We start from the raw sequence: 16,318 nt of genomic DNA on the forward strand, positions 1-16,318 counted from the left end.
CGGACACACATCGAGCCTGAAGCAGGCTCGACTTGAAACGAAATCAACGGGCGCGTCCCTGCGCCCATGCAGCAGAAACTAGCCCGGTACGCGGCGGATCTTGGCGCCGAGCATCTGCAGTTTCTCTTCGATGCACTCGTAACCACGGTCGATGTGGTAGATGCGGTCGATCAGGGTGTCACCTTCAGCGATCAACGCCGAGATCACCAGGCTGGCCGAAGCACGCAGGTCGGTGGCCATGACTGGCGCGCCCTTGAGCTTTTCGGTACCCGTGACGATGGCAGTGTTGCCTTCGACCTGGATCTTGGCGCCCATGCGGTGCAGTTCGTAAACGTGCATGAAGCGGTTTTCGAAGATCGTCTCGATCACGGCACCGGTGCCTTCGGCAATGGCGTTGAGGGAGATGAACTGCGCTTGCATGTCGGTCGGGAATGCCGGGTACGGAGCGGTGCGCACGTTAACGGCTTTTGGCCGCTTGCCGTGCATGTTCAGCTCGATCCAGTCTTCGCCGCAGGTGATTTCGGCACCCGATTCCTTGAGTTTCTCAAGAACGGCTTCGAGGATGGTCGGATCGGTGTCCTTGACCTTCACACGACCGCCGGTCACAGCAGCTGCGACCAGGTAAGTGCCGGTCTCGATACGGTCAGGCATCACTTTGTAAGTGGTCGGGTGCAGACGCTCAACACCATCAATGGTGATGGTGTCAGTGCCTGCGCCAGTGATCTTGGCGCCCATGGCGATCAGGAAGTTCGCCAGGTCGATGACTTCAGGCTCGCGAGCGGCGTTTGCCAGAACGCTGCGGCCCTTGGCCAGAGCGGCCGCCATCATGATGTTTTCGGTACCGGTCACACTGACGGTGTCGAAGAAGAAGTGCGCACCGCGCAGGCCACCTTCAGGCGCCTTGGCCTTGATGTAACCGCCTTCGACGTCGATGACCGCGCCCATGGCTTCGAGGCCACGAATGTGCAGGTCAACCGGACGCGAACCGATGGCGCAACCGCCAGGCAGTGCGACTTCGGCTTCACCGAAACGGGCAACCATCGGGCCCAGCACCAGGATCGACGCACGCATGGTTTTAACCAGTTCGTACGGAGCGATCAGGGTCTTGATGGTGCGCGGGTCGATTTCGACGCTGAGTTTCTCGTCGATCACCGGCTCGATGCCCATACGACCGAACAGCTCGATCATGGTGGTGATGTCGTGCAGGTGCGGCAGGTTGGCAACAGTCACCGGGCCATCGCACAGCAAGGTTGCAGCCAGGATCGGCAGGGCAGAGTTCTTTGCCCCGGAGATGCGGATTTCGCCATCAAGACGAACGCCACCGGTAATTATCAATTTATCCATAAGAATCTCGACGCCCTTGGGCTCAGGTGCGCTCGGCCCAGGCCGCGCTGCTGAAAAATTTCATAGTGACCGCATGGATGCTGCCATCGGTGATCCATGGGTTCAAATGGGCATAGATCTGCTGCTGACGCTTCACCGGGCTCAACGCCGCCAGTTCATCGCTAATCACGTTCAGCTGAAAGTTGCAGCCTTCGCCCTCGACTTCTACTAGGGTTCCTGGCAGCTTTCCTTCAAGGAAGCTCTTCACTTCTACGGCCTGCATGCTCAACCTCAATCGGCGCCCTGTGCGCGCGGGTCGGACATCATACAAAAAAGCCCCGCGCCTGCGAACCCCGCGAAGCAGGACTCTGACGGGGGGCTTCTTTATAGATGCGGTTAGGGATGCGCCAACAACTCGGTCAATTCGCTGACCTGAGCGATTTCGCGCATGTCTTCTGGCATCTTGCGGATGCTCAGCGCCTTCCCGGCCGCCTCGGCATCACGCATGAAACACAGCAGCAACGACAAGCCGACACTGCTGGACTTCAACACAGCCGAGCAATCGATCACCAGTGCAGCGGCCTTGCTGGATTTAATCAGCGCCTGCCCCTGCTTGCGCAAGCCGGGGCCGGTGCGGTAATCCAGCATGCCGCTAAGCGTCAGCTCGCCGGATTCGCTCATGCGAATGGCCGACACACTCATTGAGCTTGCGTCTCGGTTGTTTGCTTCTGACTGGCTTCCTTGGCTTTGGCGACTTCCCCGGCCCAACCATTGATGGTCTTGTCCAGGTCATTGCCATTGCGCTGCATCGCATCAGCGAACTGATCACGGAACAGCTTGCCAATGTTAATGCCGTTGATGATCACGTTGCGCAGTTTCCACTCGCCATTGATCTTTTCGAGTGTGTAAGACACAGGATAGATCGCGCCGTTGCTGCCTTTGACCGTCATGGCAACGCTTGTACGATCTCCCGACTCATCCTTGGCAGGGTCGACGACGATCCCCTGATTGTTGTATTCGAGCAAAGCGTTGCCATAGAACTGGAACAGACCCTTTTTGAAGTTTTCTTCAAAGGTCTTCATTTGCGCAGGCGTGGCTTTGCGCGAGTATTTGACCGTCATGATGCTCTTGGAAATGCCCTCGGCATCCACAACAGGTCCGACGATGGTGTCCAGCGCGGCATAAAAGTCTTTCGGATCCTGCTTGTACTTCTCTTTATTGGCCGCCAGATCGGCAAGTAACCGATTGGTGGTGTCCTGTACCAGTTCGTGCGCGGAAGGCGCCGCCACGGCGTTAGCCATCAACGGCAGGGCCGCGAGTAATACCAACAGGCCACGTCGCAAGGTAGAGATCATTCAAAAGCTCCTCATTTGGCGTCTTTACTAACGGTATTGAGCAGAAACTTACCGATCAGGTCTTCGAGTACCAGCGACGACTGGGTGTCGTGAATGGTTCCACCATCCTTGAGCAAGCCTTCTTCGCCGCCCACGCTGAGACCGATGTACTTCTCGCCCAACAGTCCAGCGGTCAGGATAGATGCAGTGGAGTCAGTCGGCAGGTTATCTACGCGTTTTTCCAGCTGCATGGTCACTCGACCGGTGAAACTGTCGCGGTCCAGATCGATCGCTGTGACCTTGCCGATGGTCACACCGGCCATGGTCACTTTAGCTCTGACCGTCAAACCGGCGATATTGTCGAAATACGCATAAAGTTTATAAGTGTCGGTGGTTGCGCTCGGGGACAGGCCACTCACCCGCAACGCCAGCAACAGCAAAGCCAGGATGCCAGCCAGCAAGAAAAGGCCGACACCGATTTCCAGGGTGCGGTTTTGCATCAGAAATCTCCAAACATCAAGGCGGTCAGAATAAAGTCCAGGCCGAGTACAGCCAAAGAGGCATACACCACGGTCTTGGTAGTGGCACGACTGATCCCCTCGGAAGTGGGCTCGCAGTCATAGCCTTGGAATACGGCGATCCAGGTCACGACAAAGGCGAAAACGATGCTTTTGATGATGCCGTTGAGCACATCGTCTGCAAAGGTCACGCTGTTCTGCATGTTGGACCAGTAGGAACCTTCATAGACACCCAGCCAGTCGACGGCCACCCACGAACCACCCCAGATTCCCACCACGCTGAAGATCATCGCCAGCACCGGCAGGGAAATGAAGCCGGCCCACAGGCGCGGCGCAATGATGTACTTGAGCGGGTCGACACCAATCATTTCCAGACTGGACAACTGCTCGGTGGACTTCATGTTGCCGATTTCGGCAGTCAATGCCGAACCGGCGCGCCCGGCGAACAACAATGCCGTGACCACGGGCCCCAGTTCGCGCAACAGCGTCAGCGCAACCATCTGGCCGACCGCCTGCTCCGAACCATAGCTGGATAGAATATTGAAGCCTTGCAGCGCCAGCACCATGCCGATGAATACCCCGGAGACCACAATGATCACCAGGGACATCACGCCCACCGAATGCAGTTGCTTGATCAGCAAGCCAAAACCGCCGCCAATGCCGCCACGGCCAAGCAAGGCATGGAACAGGAATATCGCGGAACGGCCGAACACCCCCAGCACGTCAATGCCAGAGTGGCCGAACCGGCGAACCCGTTCTATTAGTGAAATCTTGCGCATCAACGCTTCCCCAGAAGATCTGCGCGGTAATCCGTCGCTGGAAAGTGATAGGCGACCGGACCGTCGGGCTCGCCTGTCATGAATTGACGGATGCGTGGCTCCTGCGAGTTCATCAGCTCCTCGGGAGTGCCCTGCCCCAACACCTGGCCTTCGCCGACGACATAGATGTAGTCGGCGATGCTCGCGGTCTCGGCCAGGTCGTGGGAGACCACGATACTGGTGATGCCCAGCGCATCGTTGAGCAGGCGGATCAGGCGCACCAGTACGCCCATGGCGATGGGGTCCTGGCCGACAAAGGGCTCGTCATACATGAGGATCTGCGGATCGAGGGCAATCGCCCGGGCCAGCGCGACGCGACGCTTCATGCCGCCGGACAACTCGTCAGGCATCAGGTCGATGGCGCCACGCAAGCCCACGGCCTGCAATTTGAGCAGGACAATGTCCCGGATCATTTCTTCCGGCAGTTCGGTATGGACGCGTAGCGGAAAGGCGACGTTCTCGAACACATCGAGATCGGTGAACAGTGCACCACTCTGAAACAGCACGCCCATGTGCTTTCGCGCATCGAACAGATCACTGCGCGACAGTTTCGGCAGGTTCTGTCCATTGACCCAGACTTCGCCTTTGGTGGGCCGCAACTGTGCGCCCATCAGCCGCAACAGCGTAGTCTTGCCGCACCCGGAAGGCCCCATGATGCCGGTGACCTTGCCGCGCGGGATACGTATATCGACGTTATTGAAAATGCTGCGCGTTCCGCGCTTGAAGGACAGTCCCTTCAGCTCGACCGCGTAGGCTTTATCGGCACTCATCTAAACTCCTTGCGATGCAGCCTCTCACTCGGACGCCTGACTTTCTGGCGAAAGCACATACCTCCCGGGCAGGCCGAACTGGCGGCGAACTATATCACTGCAATGGCCAAGCGCCCAAGGCCCAAGCCGGGCCATGTTCAGCAACATGACGGGGTAAAAGCTTACATTTAAGGGTATTGGGTAACCGGGAATGACAAAGCGCGACGAACTTGCGTGAGGGTTTCGATCATTACCGTTATAATCGCCGCCTTTTCATCAGGCTATACGATTTCTGACATGAGCCAATCCAGCGACCTGATTCAATCTGCCCAACGCACCATCCGCCTCGAACTGGAAGCCGTACAAGGCTTGTTGCCCCGTATCGACGCAGATTTCGTACGCGCTTGCGAGATGATTCTGGCCAGCAAAGGGCGCGTGGTCGTGGTCGGCATGGGCAAATCGGGGCACATCGGCAACAAGATCGCCGCCACCCTGGCCAGTACCGGCACCACGGCCTTTTTCGTGCACCCGGCCGAAGCCAGCCACGGTGATATGGGCATGATCACCCGCGACGACATCATCCTGGCGCTGTCAAACTCCGGCTCCACCAATGAAATCGTCACCCTGCTGCCGCTGATCAAACGCCTGGGCATTCAATTGATCAGCATGACCGGCAACCCTGACTCACCGCTGGCGAAGGCTGCCGAGGTCAACCTCAACGTGCACGTCGAGCACGAAGCCTGTCCGCTCAACCTGGCACCGACCTCGTCGACCACTGCCGCGCTGGTCATGGGCGACGCCCTGGCCGTTGCGCTGCTGGAAGCCCGCGGTTTTACCGCTGAAGATTTCGCCTTTTCCCACCCCGGCGGCGCGCTTGGCCGACGCCTGCTGCTGAAAGTGGAAACCGTCATGCACGCCGGAGCAGAACTGCCCCAGGTGCAACGTGGCACGCTACTCAAGGACGCCTTGATGGAAATGACCCGCAAGGGCCTGGGCATGACCGCGATTGTGGAGGCCGACGGCAAACTGGCCGGGATCTTCACCGACGGCGACTTGCGCCGAACCCTTGACCGGACCATCGACATCCACCATACGACCATTGATGAGGTCATGACCGTTCACGGCAAGACCGCCCGTCCCGATATGCTGGCAGCCGAGGCCCTGAAAATCATGGAAGACCATCGAATCAATGCGCTGGTAGTGGTGGACAAGGAGGACCGTCCGATCGGCGCCTTCAACCTGTCCGATCTGCTGCGTGCAGGAGTAATGTGATGAGCACCGACCTGCTGCAACGCGGCAAGAACATCAAGCTGGCGGTTTTTGACGTCGATGGCGTACTGACCGATGGACGCCTGTACTTCCTCGAAGACGGCAGCGAATTCAAGACGTTCAACACCCTCGACGGCCAAGGCATCAAGATGTTGATGGCAGCCGGTGTGCAGACCGCTATCATCAGTGGCCGCAAGACCCCGGTGGTCGAGCGACGAGCGAAGAACCTCGGTATTCCACACGTGTACCAGGGGCGCGAAGACAAACTGGTGGTGCTCGACGAGCTTCTCGCCCAACTCAACCTAAGCTACGAGCAAGTTGCCTATCTCGGCGATGACCTGCCAGACCTGCCGGTGATTCGCCGCGTCGGCCTGGGCATGGCGGTGGCAAACGCTGCCAGTTTCGTCCGTGAACACGCCCACGGCATAACCCAGGCCCGCGGTGGCGAGGGTGCCGCTCGCGAATTCTGCGAATTGATCCTGCGCGCGCAGGGCCGCCTTGATGCGGCAAACGCCGCGTACCTGTGAGCCAACTATGCTGAGCAAAAAGTTTCGCAAATTCCTGGTGTTCGGTTGCATCGCAGCGATATTCGCGGCGGTCGGCTACTGGAACATCAGCCCGGAACGCTTCCTCGATCAGCCGGTGGCAAAGATCGATGAAACTGCGATCGACTATTACGCGATCAACGCCCACAGCGTGCAATACCTGCCGGACGGCAAACTGCAATACGAAATGACGTCCGACAAGGTTGAACACCTGAAAGCCACCGAAGTGACGCTGTTGACCAATCCCGACCTGAACATGTTCCGCGGCACCGAGTTTCCGTGGCATATCCAGAGCGAGCACGGCGAAGTGAATCCCGACGGCACTCAGGTCGAACTGATTGACTCGGTGCGCATCACGCGCTTCGACGAGAAAAACCGCAAGACCCTGATTACCAGCACCCGCATGACAGTGTTCCCGCAGCAGCAATATGCGCAGACCGAGCAACCCGTTAGAATCGACGGCGCTGGTGGTGTGTCGACTGGCAAGGGAATGAAAGCGTATTTGAAAGAAAGCAGGATACACCTGCTATCGAACGTAAGAGGACAGTATGAGGCTCGTTAAAACCCTCCCTATTTTGCTCGGTCTGAGCGCAGCACTGGGAAGCGTGAGCGCCTGGGCTCTGCCGACCGATCAAGCGCAGCCTATCCGCATCCAGGCCGACGACGCCCAGCTGGACGACAAGAATGGCATTGCCACCTATAAAGGTGACGTGATCATCACTCAGGGCTCGATGATCGTTAAAGGCAATACTGTGACCATCACCCGCACCCCGACCGGCGACATCGACGTGGTGACTTCGGTGGGCAACCTCGCCTATTTCGAGCAACTGCAAACCCAGGGCGACACCAAGCCTGTTCAGGGCTGGGGAGTGACTATTCAGTACCACGCCTCGCAAAACCGGGTCGTACTGATCGATCGCGCCAAAGTCATCGACAAGGACAACAACGTCACCCAAGGCGAGAAAATCGTCTACGACACGGTCAAAAAGCTTGCGAGCGCCGGTCGCGCGACGGGCAACAAGGTCACCGAGTCGCGTCCGCGCATTGACATGGTGATCCAGCCGAAGAAGAAAACCGACGAGCAAAAGGCCCAGTAATGGCAACTCTGAAAGCTCAGCATCTGGCCAAGAGCTACAAGAGCCGCCAGGTCGTGCGCGATGTCAGCCTGTCGATCGACAGCGGTCAGATCGTCGGCCTGCTGGGTCCCAACGGCGCCGGCAAGACCACCTGCTTTTACATGATTGTCGGTCTGGTACAGGCCGATCAGGGTCGCGTACTGATTGACGACATGGATGTCAGCCACCAGCCTATGCACGGTCGTGCGAAGGCCGGTATCGGCTATCTTCCGCAAGAAGCATCGATCTTCCGCAAACTCTCGGTAGCCGACAACATCATGGCGATTCTCGAGACCCGCAAGGAACTCGACAAGGCCGGTCGTCGCAAAGAGCTGGAAAGCCTGCTGCAGGAATTCCACATCAGCCACATTCGCGACAACCTCGGCATGAGCCTGTCCGGTGGTGAACGCCGCCGTGTGGAAATCGCCCGGGCACTAGCCACCAACCCGAAATTCATCCTGCTCGACGAACCATTCGCCGGCGTGGACCCGATTTCGGTGGGCGACATCAAACAGATCATCTATCACCTCAAGGCCAAGGGCATTGGCGTGCTGATCACTGACCACAACGTCCGTGAAACCCTGGATATCTGCGAAACCGCCTACATCGTCAACGATGGCCAGCTGATCGCCGAAGGTGACTCTGCCACCATCCTGGCCAACGACCTGGTCAAGGAAGTGTATCTGGGCCATGAGTTCCGCCTGTAAGCACTGAGGTGTCTGGCTGGTTGCTCGGGCGCTTGTCTCGATAAAAAATCAACATTTTTTTATTGTTACAGCGCTCTAGGCAAACGCTGCAGTTTCGGGCATATAATTTGCTTATGTTTGGCGCTCCGGCGCCCTGTAGTGGATGGCGCATGTGCGCCGGCGAATAAGGTGTTAAGCCCCTGCCATGAAACCATCGCTAGTCTTGAGAATGGGCCAGCATCTGACGATGACACCGCAGCTGCAACAGGCCATCCGCCTGCTCCAATTGTCGACCCTGGACCTGCAACAGGAAATCCAGGAGGCCCTGGAGTCCAATCCGATGCTCGAACGCCAGGAAGAAGGCGACGACTTCGATAACGCCGACCCCTTGGCCGATAAAGCCGAACAGCAACCCAACGTCGACATTCAGGAACCCTCCTACCAGGAAACCGCCCCGACGGTGGATAACCTCGAGGAAGGCGACTGGAACGAGCGCATCCCCAATGAACTGCCCGTCGATACCGCGTGGGAAGACGTCTATCAGACCAGCGCCAGCAGCCTGCCGAGCAACGATGACGACGAGTGGGACTTCACCACCCGGACATCGGCCGGCGAAAGCCTGCAAAGCCACCTGCTGTGGCAACTGAACCTGGCCCCGATGTCCGACACCGATCGCCTGATCGCCGTGACCCTGATCGACTGCATCAACAATCAGGGCTACCTGGACGAAACCCTCGAGGAGATTCTCGAAGCCTTCGACCCGGAACTGGACATCGAACTGGACGAAATCGAAGCCGTCCTGCACCGCATCCAGCAATTCGAACCTGCTGGCATCGGTGCCCGCAATCTGGGCGAATGCCTGCTGCTGCAATTGCGTCAGTTGCCCGCCAAGACGCCTTGGCTGGTCGAGGCCAAACGCCTGGTCACCGACTATATCGACCTGCTCGGCAGCCGCGATTACAGCCAGCTGATGCGTCGCATGAAGCTCAAGGAAGACGAACTGCGCCAAGTGATTGAACTGGTGCAGAGCCTCAACCCGCGCCCAGGCTCGCAAATCGAGTCCAGCGAAGCCGAATACGTCGTTCCTGACGTGATCGTACGCAAGGACAACGAACGCTGGCTGGTGGAGCTGAACCAGGAATCCGTGCCACGACTGCGGGTGAATGCTCAATACGCCGGTTTCGTGCGCCGCGCCGACACTAGCGCCGACAACACCTTCATGCGCAATCAGTTGCAAGAGGCCCGCTGGTTCATCAAGAGCCTGCAAAGCCGCAACGAAACCCTGATGAAAGTAGCCACTCAGATCGTCGAGCATCAGCGCGGCTTTCTTGAATACGGCGACGAAGCCATGAAACCGCTGGTCCTGCATGACATCGCCGAAGCGGTGGGCATGCACGAGTCGACGATTTCACGGGTGACCACGCAGAAATTCATGCATACCCCACGGGGCATATATGAACTGAAATACTTTTTCTCCAGCCACGTCAGCACCTCCGAGGGCGGTGAATGCTCGTCCACGGCGATCCGCGCGATCATCAAAAAACTGGTTGCCGCGGAAAATCAGAAAAAGCCGTTGAGTGACAGCAAGATCGCTGGTTTACTGGAGGCACAAGGCATTCAGGTGGCTCGCCGCACCGTCGCCAAGTACCGCGAATCCCTCGGGATCGCGCCTTCGAGCGAACGCAAGCGGTTGATGTAGAGCCACGCCACAGCGTTCCAGTGGCAGGCATTTCTGCCTGCCGCTTTATGCACTGGCAACGAAGGAGAAGCTGTATGCAAGTCAACATCAGTGGACACCAACTGGAAGTGACCGAACCTCTTCGCACCTACATCGGCGAAAAACTCGAACGATTAGAGAGGCATTTCGACAAGATCACCAACGTGCAGGTCACGATGACGGTCGAAAAGCTCAAGCAGAAAATCGAAGCCACGCTGCATATTCCCGGCAATGAAGTGGTCGCAAACGCGGAGCATACCGATATGTACGCGGCGATCGACGCACTGACCGACAAGCTGGATAAACAACTCAAAAAGCATAAGGAAAAGACCCAAAGCCTCCTCCAGGGCGCGACCGGTCGTTAACACTCCCAACCCATGATCCGACTTGAAAGCATCCTGACCCCCGGCCGTTCCCTCGTGAACGTGCCGGGCGGCAGTAAAAAGAAAGCCCTCGAGCAAATTGCCAACCTTATCCACAAAGAAGTGCCGGATCTGGAGATGCAAGATGTCTTCGAGGCTCTGATTGCCCGTGAAAAACTCGGCTCAACCGGTTTTGGCAATGGCATCGCCATTCCCCACTGCCGCCTGAAGGGTTGCACCTCGCCCATCAGCGCCCTGATGCACCTTGATGCACCCATTGATTTCGACGCCATCGATGGCGCCCCGGTTGACCTGCTGTTCGTTCTGCTGGTCCCGCAAGCCGCTACCGATGCGCACCTGGAGTTACTGCGCCAGATCGCCAGCATGCTCGACCGCAAGGAAGTGCGCGAAAAACTGCGCAGCGCCCCGAGCAATGAAGCCTTGTATCAGGTTGTCCTGGACGAGCAAAACGGTCACTAATCATGCGCTTGATCATCGTCAGTGGCCGCTCCGGCTCAGGTAAAAGTACCGCACTCGATGTTCTCGAGGACAACGGCTACTACTGCATCGACAACCTGCCCGCCGGTCTGTTGCCGGAACTGGCCGAACGCGCGTTGATTCACACCGAGCTGGCACAACCGCTGGTTGCCGTATCCATCGATGCGCGTAACTTGCCGAGTCACTTGTCGCGGTTTCCCGAATTGCTGGAAGAAGTGCGCAGTCGGCATATCCAGTGTGATGTGCTTTATCTGGACGCCGACGAAGAAACCTTGCTCAAACGTTTCTCGGAAACCCGCCGTCGTCACCCGCTAAGCAATGCCAATCGCTCGCTGGCCGAGGCCATCAACGATGAGACCGCCCTGCTCGGGCCGATTGCCGACCTCGCCGATCTCAAAGTAAACACCACCAACCTGAACCTGTATCAGCTGCGGGATACCATCAAGCTGCGCCTGCTGAACCAGCCGGAACCCGGTACGGCGTTCCTGGTGGAGTCTTTCGGCTTCAAGCGTGGCATGCCGGTGGACGCTGATCTGGTGTTCGACGTGCGCTGCCTGCCGAACCCTTACTGGAAGCCAGAGTTGCGCGATCAATCCGGGCTCGACCAACCAGTTGCCGAGTACCTGGCGGCACAGCCGGACGTCGAAGAGATGTTCCAGGACATCTCCACCTACTTGCTCAAGTGGCTACCACGCTTCGCCGCCAGCAACCGCGCTTATGTCACCATTGCCATTGGTTGCACCGGCGGCCATCACCGCTCCGTCTACCTGACCGAACGTCTGGGCCAGGCCCTGCAAAAATCCCTGAAGAACGTCCAGGTTCGCCACCGCGACCTCAGCTAAAGGATTCACACCGCGATGCCTGCTCTGGAAATTGAAATCATCAACAAGCTGGGCCTGCATGCCCGCGCTTCTGCAAAATTCGTTGGCGTCGCCGGTGAGTTCAAGGATTGCACGATCAGAGTAGGACGCACGCCGGAATCCACGGTCGACGGAAAAAGCATCATGGCAATGATGATGCTCGCTGCAGGCAAGGGCACCAAAATCCACCTGAGCACCGAAGGTGAACAGGCTGATGAGGCGCTGCAGGCATTGGTTAATTTGATCAATGACTACTTCGGCGAAGGCGAATAACGCTCGCCCTGTAGCAACTGCCGAAGGCTGCGTTCGGTTCGGGCCGCGTTCGGACGCAGCAGTCGTAAATACACGCGCGGTTGAACTGACGCACCACAAATTTCGAACTGGCGACTGCTTCGTCCGAACGCGGCCCGAACCGAACCGAACGCAGGCTTCGCCAGCTGCTACAAAGTTCGTGCTCTGCAGCTAAGCCAACGCCGTATCCATCACCATCATCAAGCAAAACCCGATCAGCAACCCAAGACTTGCAAGCTTGTCGTGACCATTGCGGCGCGACTCAGGGATGACTTCATGGGTGACCACCAGCAACATTGCCCCGGCCGCCAGTGCCAACCCCAAGGGCAACAACAATTCGGCCAGGCTCACCAGCCAGGCACACAGCAACGCGAAGACCGGCTCGACCACCCCTGACGCAGCACCAATCAGGAACGCCTTGACCCGCGACATCCCTGCCCCGGCCAATACCAGCGCGATCACCAGACCTTCCGGCACATCCTGCAAGGCGACGCCCATGGCCAGGCTATCGGCGTCGGGCATGCCACCCCCCGCCGACACACCGACCGCCATGCCCTCGGGGATGTTGTGGGCAATGATCGCAAACACAAATAGCCAGATTCGCGGTGGAATGACCGGCCGTTCAAGAGTGCCAACCAACATTTCCGGGCTGGCTCCGGAGACCTTTCGATCCACCAGAAACAGCCCGAACGCCCCCAACATGATGCCGAAACTGATCAGTCCGCTGGCCGCCCAAGGCGTCAGCCCCAGGTTTTCAGCGGCAGAAATCCCAGGAACGATCAACGAAAACGCTGTCGCCGCGAGCATTACCCCGGCCCCGAAGCCAAGCAGCGTATCGCTGACCGCCTGGGGCATCCGTCGAATCACCAGCACGGGCACCGCGCCCAAGGCAGTGCCCAAAGCGCAGATCGCCCCGCCTTGCAGCGCGCGCAGCAGTTTCGGCTCGAGGTCCAGCCACGCCAAGCCTTGGGCAACCAATAACGTCATGCCTGCCAGCAGTAACAGCGATCCGAATGCGTAACGAAACATTCGTCCACTTCCGATCGCCAGTGTTTCAGTGCCCATAGCCAGCCTTGGATTGTTTTTGCAGAAGTCTTAAACCAGTGCAGCCTGATAGCGCGCAGCGACTTCAGGCCAATTGATCACGTTGTAGAACGCGTTGATGTATTCCGGGCGACGGTTCTGGTACTGCAGGTAATAAGCGTGCTCCCAGACATCCAGGCCGAGGATTGGCGTATTGCCGTTCATCAATGGACTGTCCTGATTGCCGCTGCTTTCAACGACCAGTGTCTTTTGCGGCGTCACACTGAGCCACGCCCAGCCACTGCCGAAACGAGTCAGCGCGGCTTTGGTGAAGGCTTCCTTGAAACTGCTCAGGCCGCCCAGTTGCTCATTGATCGCCTCAGCCAACGAGCCTTCAGGATTGCCGCCGCCGTTGGGCGCCATCACTTCCCAAAACAGCGAATGGTTGGCATGCCCGCCGCCCTGATTAATCACCGCCGCGCGCAGCTTCTCCGGTAGTTGCTGGACAGCAGACACCAGTTTCTCCACCGGCCACTCGGCAAACTCGGTGCCTTCCACCGCAGCGTTGAGGTTGTTGATGTAGGTCTGGTGATGCTTGGTGTAGTGGATTTCCATGGTCTGCGCATCGATGTGCGGTTCCAGGGCATCGTAGGCGTAGGGCAAGGCAGGCAAGGTAAAAGCCATTTCAATGAACTCCATGATGTAGGGGCGCAGGCGAGGCGGCATCGATGTGCAGCAATCGATGCGTACGCGGGTATTCGCCGTGTTCGCTGATGAAATTCAGCAGCTCGACGTAGGTTTTACTGCTCTGGCGCAATGCTGCTTCACGCAGGGCTGGCGCCAGTCGCGGATCCTGCATGGTCTGCAACAACCGTTGATGGATGGCGCACAGGTACTCGGCGCTCTCCTCCGGCTGGTTCAGACGCAAATGCAGATCCGCCAAGTTGTGGTGGGAAATCACGCAGGCCGCGACCGCCTCGTCGGCATCTGCCCAGCGCTCGAACAACACCTGGGCCAGGGCCAATGCCTGCAAGTAAGCCTCGCGGGCATCGACGTATTCGCCCAGCATGAAACAACGATTTGCCCGTTCGATCGTGCGTTTCCAGTGTTCCATGGTGAACCTCCAAAGCGGTTGCGGTGGTTACACGCCGCCTGCGGTGAGTTTTTCCGGGTCCAGCAAGACCTCAAGCTGGCTGCGTGTCAGGTCAGTGTGTTCCAGAGCGACATCGATCACCGGCCGGCCCTGTTGATAGGCCTTCTTGGCGATCTCCGCGGCTTTTTGGTAACCAATGATCGGGTTGAGTGCGGTGACCAGGATCGGGTTACGCGACAGCGCTTCCTTGAGCCTGACTTCGTTGACCTTGAAGCTGGCGATGGCCTTTTCACCCAGCAGATGGCTGGAGTTGGTCAGCAACTCGATGCTGCTCAGCAGGTTCTGGGCGATGATCGGCAGCATCACGTTCAGCTCGAAATTGCCCGACTGACCGGCAATGGTGATGACCGTGTCATTGCCGATGACCTGAGCGGCGACCATGGCGGTCGCTTCCGGGATCACCGGGTTGACCTTGCCTGGCATGATCGAAGAACCCGGCTGCAAGGCTTCGAGTTCGATTTCACCAAGACCGGCCAGCGGGCCGGAGTTCATCCAGCGCAGGTCGTTGGCGATTTTCATCAGCGAAACGGCCGTGGCCTTGAGCTGACCGGAAACACTGACCGCCGTGTCCTGAGAACCAATCAGCGCAAACAGATCCTCGCCCGGCTGGAATTGCACCTGAGTCAGCTTGCTCAGTTGCTCACTGAAACGCGCCGCGAATTGCGGATGAGCGTTGATTCCGGTGCCCACTGCCGTGCCGCCCTGAGCCAGGGATTGCAGACTCGGCAGCAGATCCTGCAGATGACCGATGTTGGCCTTGAGCTGCTGCGCCCAACCGTTGAGCACCTGGCTCATGCGCACCGGCATCGCGTCCATCAAGTGAGTGCGGCCGGTTTTGACGTGGTGATGAACCTCATCGGCCTTGCGCTCGATCACCTGAACCAGACGCACCAGCGCCGGCAACAATTGCTCGTGCAACGCCAACGCAGCACTGACGTGGATGGTGGTCGGGATGATGTCGTTGCTGCTTTGGCCGCAATTGACGTGATCGTTGGGGTTCACCGGCTCGCCGAGCAGGCGGCTCGCCAGGGTGGCGATCACTTCGTTGGCGTTCATGTTCGAACTGGTGCCGGAACCGGTCTGGAAGATATCCACCGGAAAATGCTGCATGAAGTCGCTTTGGAGCAGACCCAGCGCCGCATCGACGATGGCTGTGCCCTGGGACTCGCTGATTTGCTTGAGCTCGACATTGGCTCGGGCAGCGGCGGCCTTGGCCAGGATCAGCGCGCGGATAAACTGCACCGGCATCGGTTTGCCGCTGATGGGAAAGTTATCCACCGCGCGCTGGGTCTGCGCGCCATAGAGCGCATCCACTGGGACCTGAAGTTCGCCCATGCTGTCGCGTTCAATGCGTGTCTGAGGGTCTGTCATCAGTTATTTCCTATGCCGCGTTGTGTATGAAAGCGGGCCAGGCAAGGCGCAGTCCGCTGGTAATGTTTTTCCCTTGCCAAGGACTGCAACGCAGTCTGGCCCGCTTTCAGACACAACCCGGAGGGCCGGGCCTGCGGTGGCGCAGGGCTGCGTTGCTCGGAGCTTATTTGGAATGACCAAACCACGCTCCTCGCGCCTTGCCCTGCACCACAGCAGGCCCGGCGCGGCATAGGAAATAACTGATGACAGACCCTACTCATCAGAAAATCCTTGCACCTGTTCTATGAGAGGAATCGAGGGCTGCAACTCGCAGGTCGCCAGTTGCCAGGTGTAGCTCTGCCAGCGCTTGAGGCGGCACTTGCACAGAGAGAGGCGTTCCAGATCGCGCAACGGCCGCCAGGCCTGGTCCAGACAAAAGGTGCGCCAGTGCCAGGGCAGCGCGACATCGGCGGCGGTGTCGAGTAACAGGCGCAAAGAAGTTTCGGCGATGGTCCAGGGAGAGGTTGCCGTGCAACAGGCGAGATAACGACCTTCGGCCAGGTAATGTTCGATCAAGCGGGGCTCGTCAGGGTCCATCGCGCAACGGATCTGGCGACTCATCCAGCGCCAGCTTTCGAGGTAAGGCTGCTCGTGCAAGGCAGAACTCATGATCCGGGCCCATTCGGTAATGAGATTTATTATTAGAT

22 protein-coding genes are annotated in these 16,318 nt (G+C 58.4%); 10 read left to right on the forward strand and 12 right to left on the reverse strand.

The annotated features are described in order from the left end of the window. Positions 1-78: 78 nt before the first annotated feature. From murA to CUN63_RS07860, 7 genes are all read right to left on the reverse strand, one after another. Complete coding sequence (gene murA, locus CUN63_RS07830; RefSeq protein ID WP_046045865.1) at positions 79-1,344, reverse strand: UDP-N-acetylglucosamine 1-carboxyvinyltransferase; 1,266 nt, start codon at positions 1,342-1,344, stop codon at positions 79-81. 22 nt (positions 1,345-1,366) lie between these two features. Next, positions 1,367-1,606 carry a BolA family protein gene (locus CUN63_RS07835; protein ID WP_007912386.1) on the reverse strand — a complete coding sequence of 80 codons (240 nt, stop codon included), beginning with the start codon at positions 1,604-1,606 and terminating at the stop codon, positions 1,367-1,369. Between the two features lie 113 nt (positions 1,607-1,719). Next, positions 1,720-2,025 carry a lipid asymmetry maintenance protein MlaB gene (locus CUN63_RS07840; RefSeq protein WP_129438470.1) on the reverse strand — a complete coding sequence of 102 codons (306 nt, stop codon included), beginning with the start codon at positions 2,023-2,025 and terminating at the stop codon, positions 1,720-1,722. Continuing rightward, the gene (locus CUN63_RS07845) at positions 2,022-2,678 is read right to left on the reverse strand and encodes a phospholipid-binding protein MlaC (protein ID WP_129438472.1); all 657 of its coding nucleotides are present in this window, start codon (positions 2,676-2,678) and stop codon (positions 2,022-2,024) included. Before CUN63_RS07845 ends, CUN63_RS07840 begins: the two co-directional genes overlap by 4 nt. Positions 2,679-2,689: 11 nt before the next feature. Further along, entirely contained in the window at positions 2,690-3,157 is a 468-nt protein-coding gene (gene mlaD, locus CUN63_RS07850) for an outer membrane lipid asymmetry maintenance protein MlaD (RefSeq protein WP_046045861.1), read from the reverse strand. Beyond that, the gene (gene mlaE / locus CUN63_RS07855; protein WP_008150745.1) at positions 3,157-3,954 is read right to left on the reverse strand and encodes a lipid asymmetry maintenance ABC transporter permease subunit MlaE; all 798 of its coding nucleotides are present in this window, start codon (positions 3,952-3,954) and stop codon (positions 3,157-3,159) included. Before mlaE ends, mlaD begins: the two co-directional genes overlap by 1 nt. Continuing rightward, a complete protein-coding gene (locus tag CUN63_RS07860) occupies positions 3,954-4,763 on the reverse strand; it encodes an ATP-binding cassette domain-containing protein (protein ID WP_129438474.1) in 810 nt (269 codons plus the stop codon). The genes mlaE and CUN63_RS07860 overlap by 1 nt, the downstream gene beginning before the upstream one ends. A gap of 276 nt (positions 4,764-5,039) precedes the next feature. On the opposite strand from CUN63_RS07860, the gene CUN63_RS07865 reads away from it, so the two are divergent. From CUN63_RS07865 to CUN63_RS07910, 10 genes are all read left to right on the forward strand, one after another. Then, positions 5,040-6,014: a KpsF/GutQ family sugar-phosphate isomerase gene (locus tag CUN63_RS07865; protein WP_129438476.1), complete on the forward strand. Its 975-nt coding sequence runs from the start codon at positions 5,040-5,042 to the stop codon at positions 6,012-6,014. Further along, a complete protein-coding gene (locus tag CUN63_RS07870; RefSeq protein WP_033057989.1) occupies positions 6,014-6,538 on the forward strand; it encodes an HAD family hydrolase in 525 nt (174 codons plus the stop codon). The genes CUN63_RS07865 and CUN63_RS07870 overlap by 1 nt, the downstream gene beginning before the upstream one ends. Positions 6,539-6,545: 7 nt before the next feature. Next, positions 6,546-7,118, forward strand: a complete 573-nt coding sequence (gene lptC, locus CUN63_RS07875; RefSeq protein WP_129438478.1) for an LPS export ABC transporter periplasmic protein LptC — start codon at positions 6,546-6,548, stop codon at positions 7,116-7,118. Then, positions 7,105-7,653, forward strand: a complete 549-nt coding sequence (gene lptA / locus CUN63_RS07880; protein ID WP_129438480.1) for a lipopolysaccharide transport periplasmic protein LptA — start codon at positions 7,105-7,107, stop codon at positions 7,651-7,653. Before lptC ends, lptA begins: the two co-directional genes overlap by 14 nt. Further along, the gene (lptB, locus tag CUN63_RS07885) at positions 7,653-8,378 is read left to right on the forward strand and encodes an LPS export ABC transporter ATP-binding protein (protein WP_033057997.1); all 726 of its coding nucleotides are present in this window, start codon (positions 7,653-7,655) and stop codon (positions 8,376-8,378) included. Before lptA ends, lptB begins: the two co-directional genes overlap by 1 nt. A gap of 184 nt (positions 8,379-8,562) precedes the next feature. Next, positions 8,563-10,056: an RNA polymerase factor sigma-54 gene (locus CUN63_RS07890; RefSeq protein ID WP_129438482.1), complete on the forward strand. Its 1,494-nt coding sequence runs from the start codon at positions 8,563-8,565 to the stop codon at positions 10,054-10,056. A 74-nt stretch (positions 10,057-10,130) separates the two neighbouring features. Then, positions 10,131-10,439 carry a ribosome hibernation-promoting factor, HPF/YfiA family gene (hpf, locus tag CUN63_RS07895; RefSeq protein WP_007941242.1) on the forward strand — a complete coding sequence of 103 codons (309 nt, stop codon included), beginning with the start codon at positions 10,131-10,133 and terminating at the stop codon, positions 10,437-10,439. Positions 10,440-10,451: 12 nt separating this feature from the next. After that, complete coding sequence (gene ptsN / locus CUN63_RS07900; RefSeq protein WP_008150761.1) at positions 10,452-10,916, forward strand: PTS IIA-like nitrogen regulatory protein PtsN; 465 nt, start codon at positions 10,452-10,454, stop codon at positions 10,914-10,916. A 2-nt stretch (positions 10,917-10,918) separates the two neighbouring features. Then, on the forward strand, positions 10,919-11,776 hold the full coding sequence (rapZ, locus tag CUN63_RS07905; RefSeq protein ID WP_033058000.1) for an RNase adapter RapZ: 858 nt from the start codon (positions 10,919-10,921) through the stop codon (positions 11,774-11,776). A 15-nt stretch (positions 11,777-11,791) separates the two neighbouring features. After that, a complete protein-coding gene (locus CUN63_RS07910; RefSeq protein ID WP_033058002.1) occupies positions 11,792-12,067 on the forward strand; it encodes an HPr family phosphocarrier protein in 276 nt (91 codons plus the stop codon). Positions 12,068-12,256: 189 nt separating this feature from the next. Here the strand turns inward: CUN63_RS07910 and CUN63_RS07915 are convergent, their stop codons facing one another. The 5 genes from CUN63_RS07915 to CUN63_RS07935 all read right to left on the reverse strand — a co-directional run bounded on the left by CUN63_RS07915 (position 12,257) and on the right by CUN63_RS07935 (position 16,280). Then, positions 12,257-13,150: a ZIP family metal transporter gene (locus CUN63_RS07915; protein ID WP_129438484.1), complete on the reverse strand. Its 894-nt coding sequence runs from the start codon at positions 13,148-13,150 to the stop codon at positions 12,257-12,259. Positions 13,151-13,180: 30 nt separating this feature from the next. Beyond that, the gene (locus tag CUN63_RS07920) at positions 13,181-13,792 is read right to left on the reverse strand and encodes a superoxide dismutase (RefSeq protein ID WP_129438486.1); all 612 of its coding nucleotides are present in this window, start codon (positions 13,790-13,792) and stop codon (positions 13,181-13,183) included. 1 nt (position 13,793) lies between these two features. Continuing rightward, positions 13,794-14,222: a hypothetical protein gene (locus CUN63_RS07925; protein WP_056742946.1), complete on the reverse strand. Its 429-nt coding sequence runs from the start codon at positions 14,220-14,222 to the stop codon at positions 13,794-13,796. 27 nt (positions 14,223-14,249) lie between these two features. Continuing rightward, on the reverse strand, positions 14,250-15,632 hold the full coding sequence (locus CUN63_RS07930) for an aspartate ammonia-lyase (protein ID WP_129438488.1): 1,383 nt from the start codon (positions 15,630-15,632) through the stop codon (positions 14,250-14,252). Positions 15,633-15,884: 252 nt separating this feature from the next. After that, the gene (locus CUN63_RS07935) at positions 15,885-16,280 is read right to left on the reverse strand and encodes a FagA protein (RefSeq protein WP_129438490.1); all 396 of its coding nucleotides are present in this window, start codon (positions 16,278-16,280) and stop codon (positions 15,885-15,887) included. Positions 16,281-16,318: the final 38 nt, after the last annotated feature.

This window comes from Pseudomonas sp. ACM7, assembly GCF_004136015.1.
In the GTDB taxonomy this organism is placed as follows: domain Bacteria; phylum Pseudomonadota; class Gammaproteobacteria; order Pseudomonadales; family Pseudomonadaceae; genus Aquipseudomonas; species Aquipseudomonas frigoris.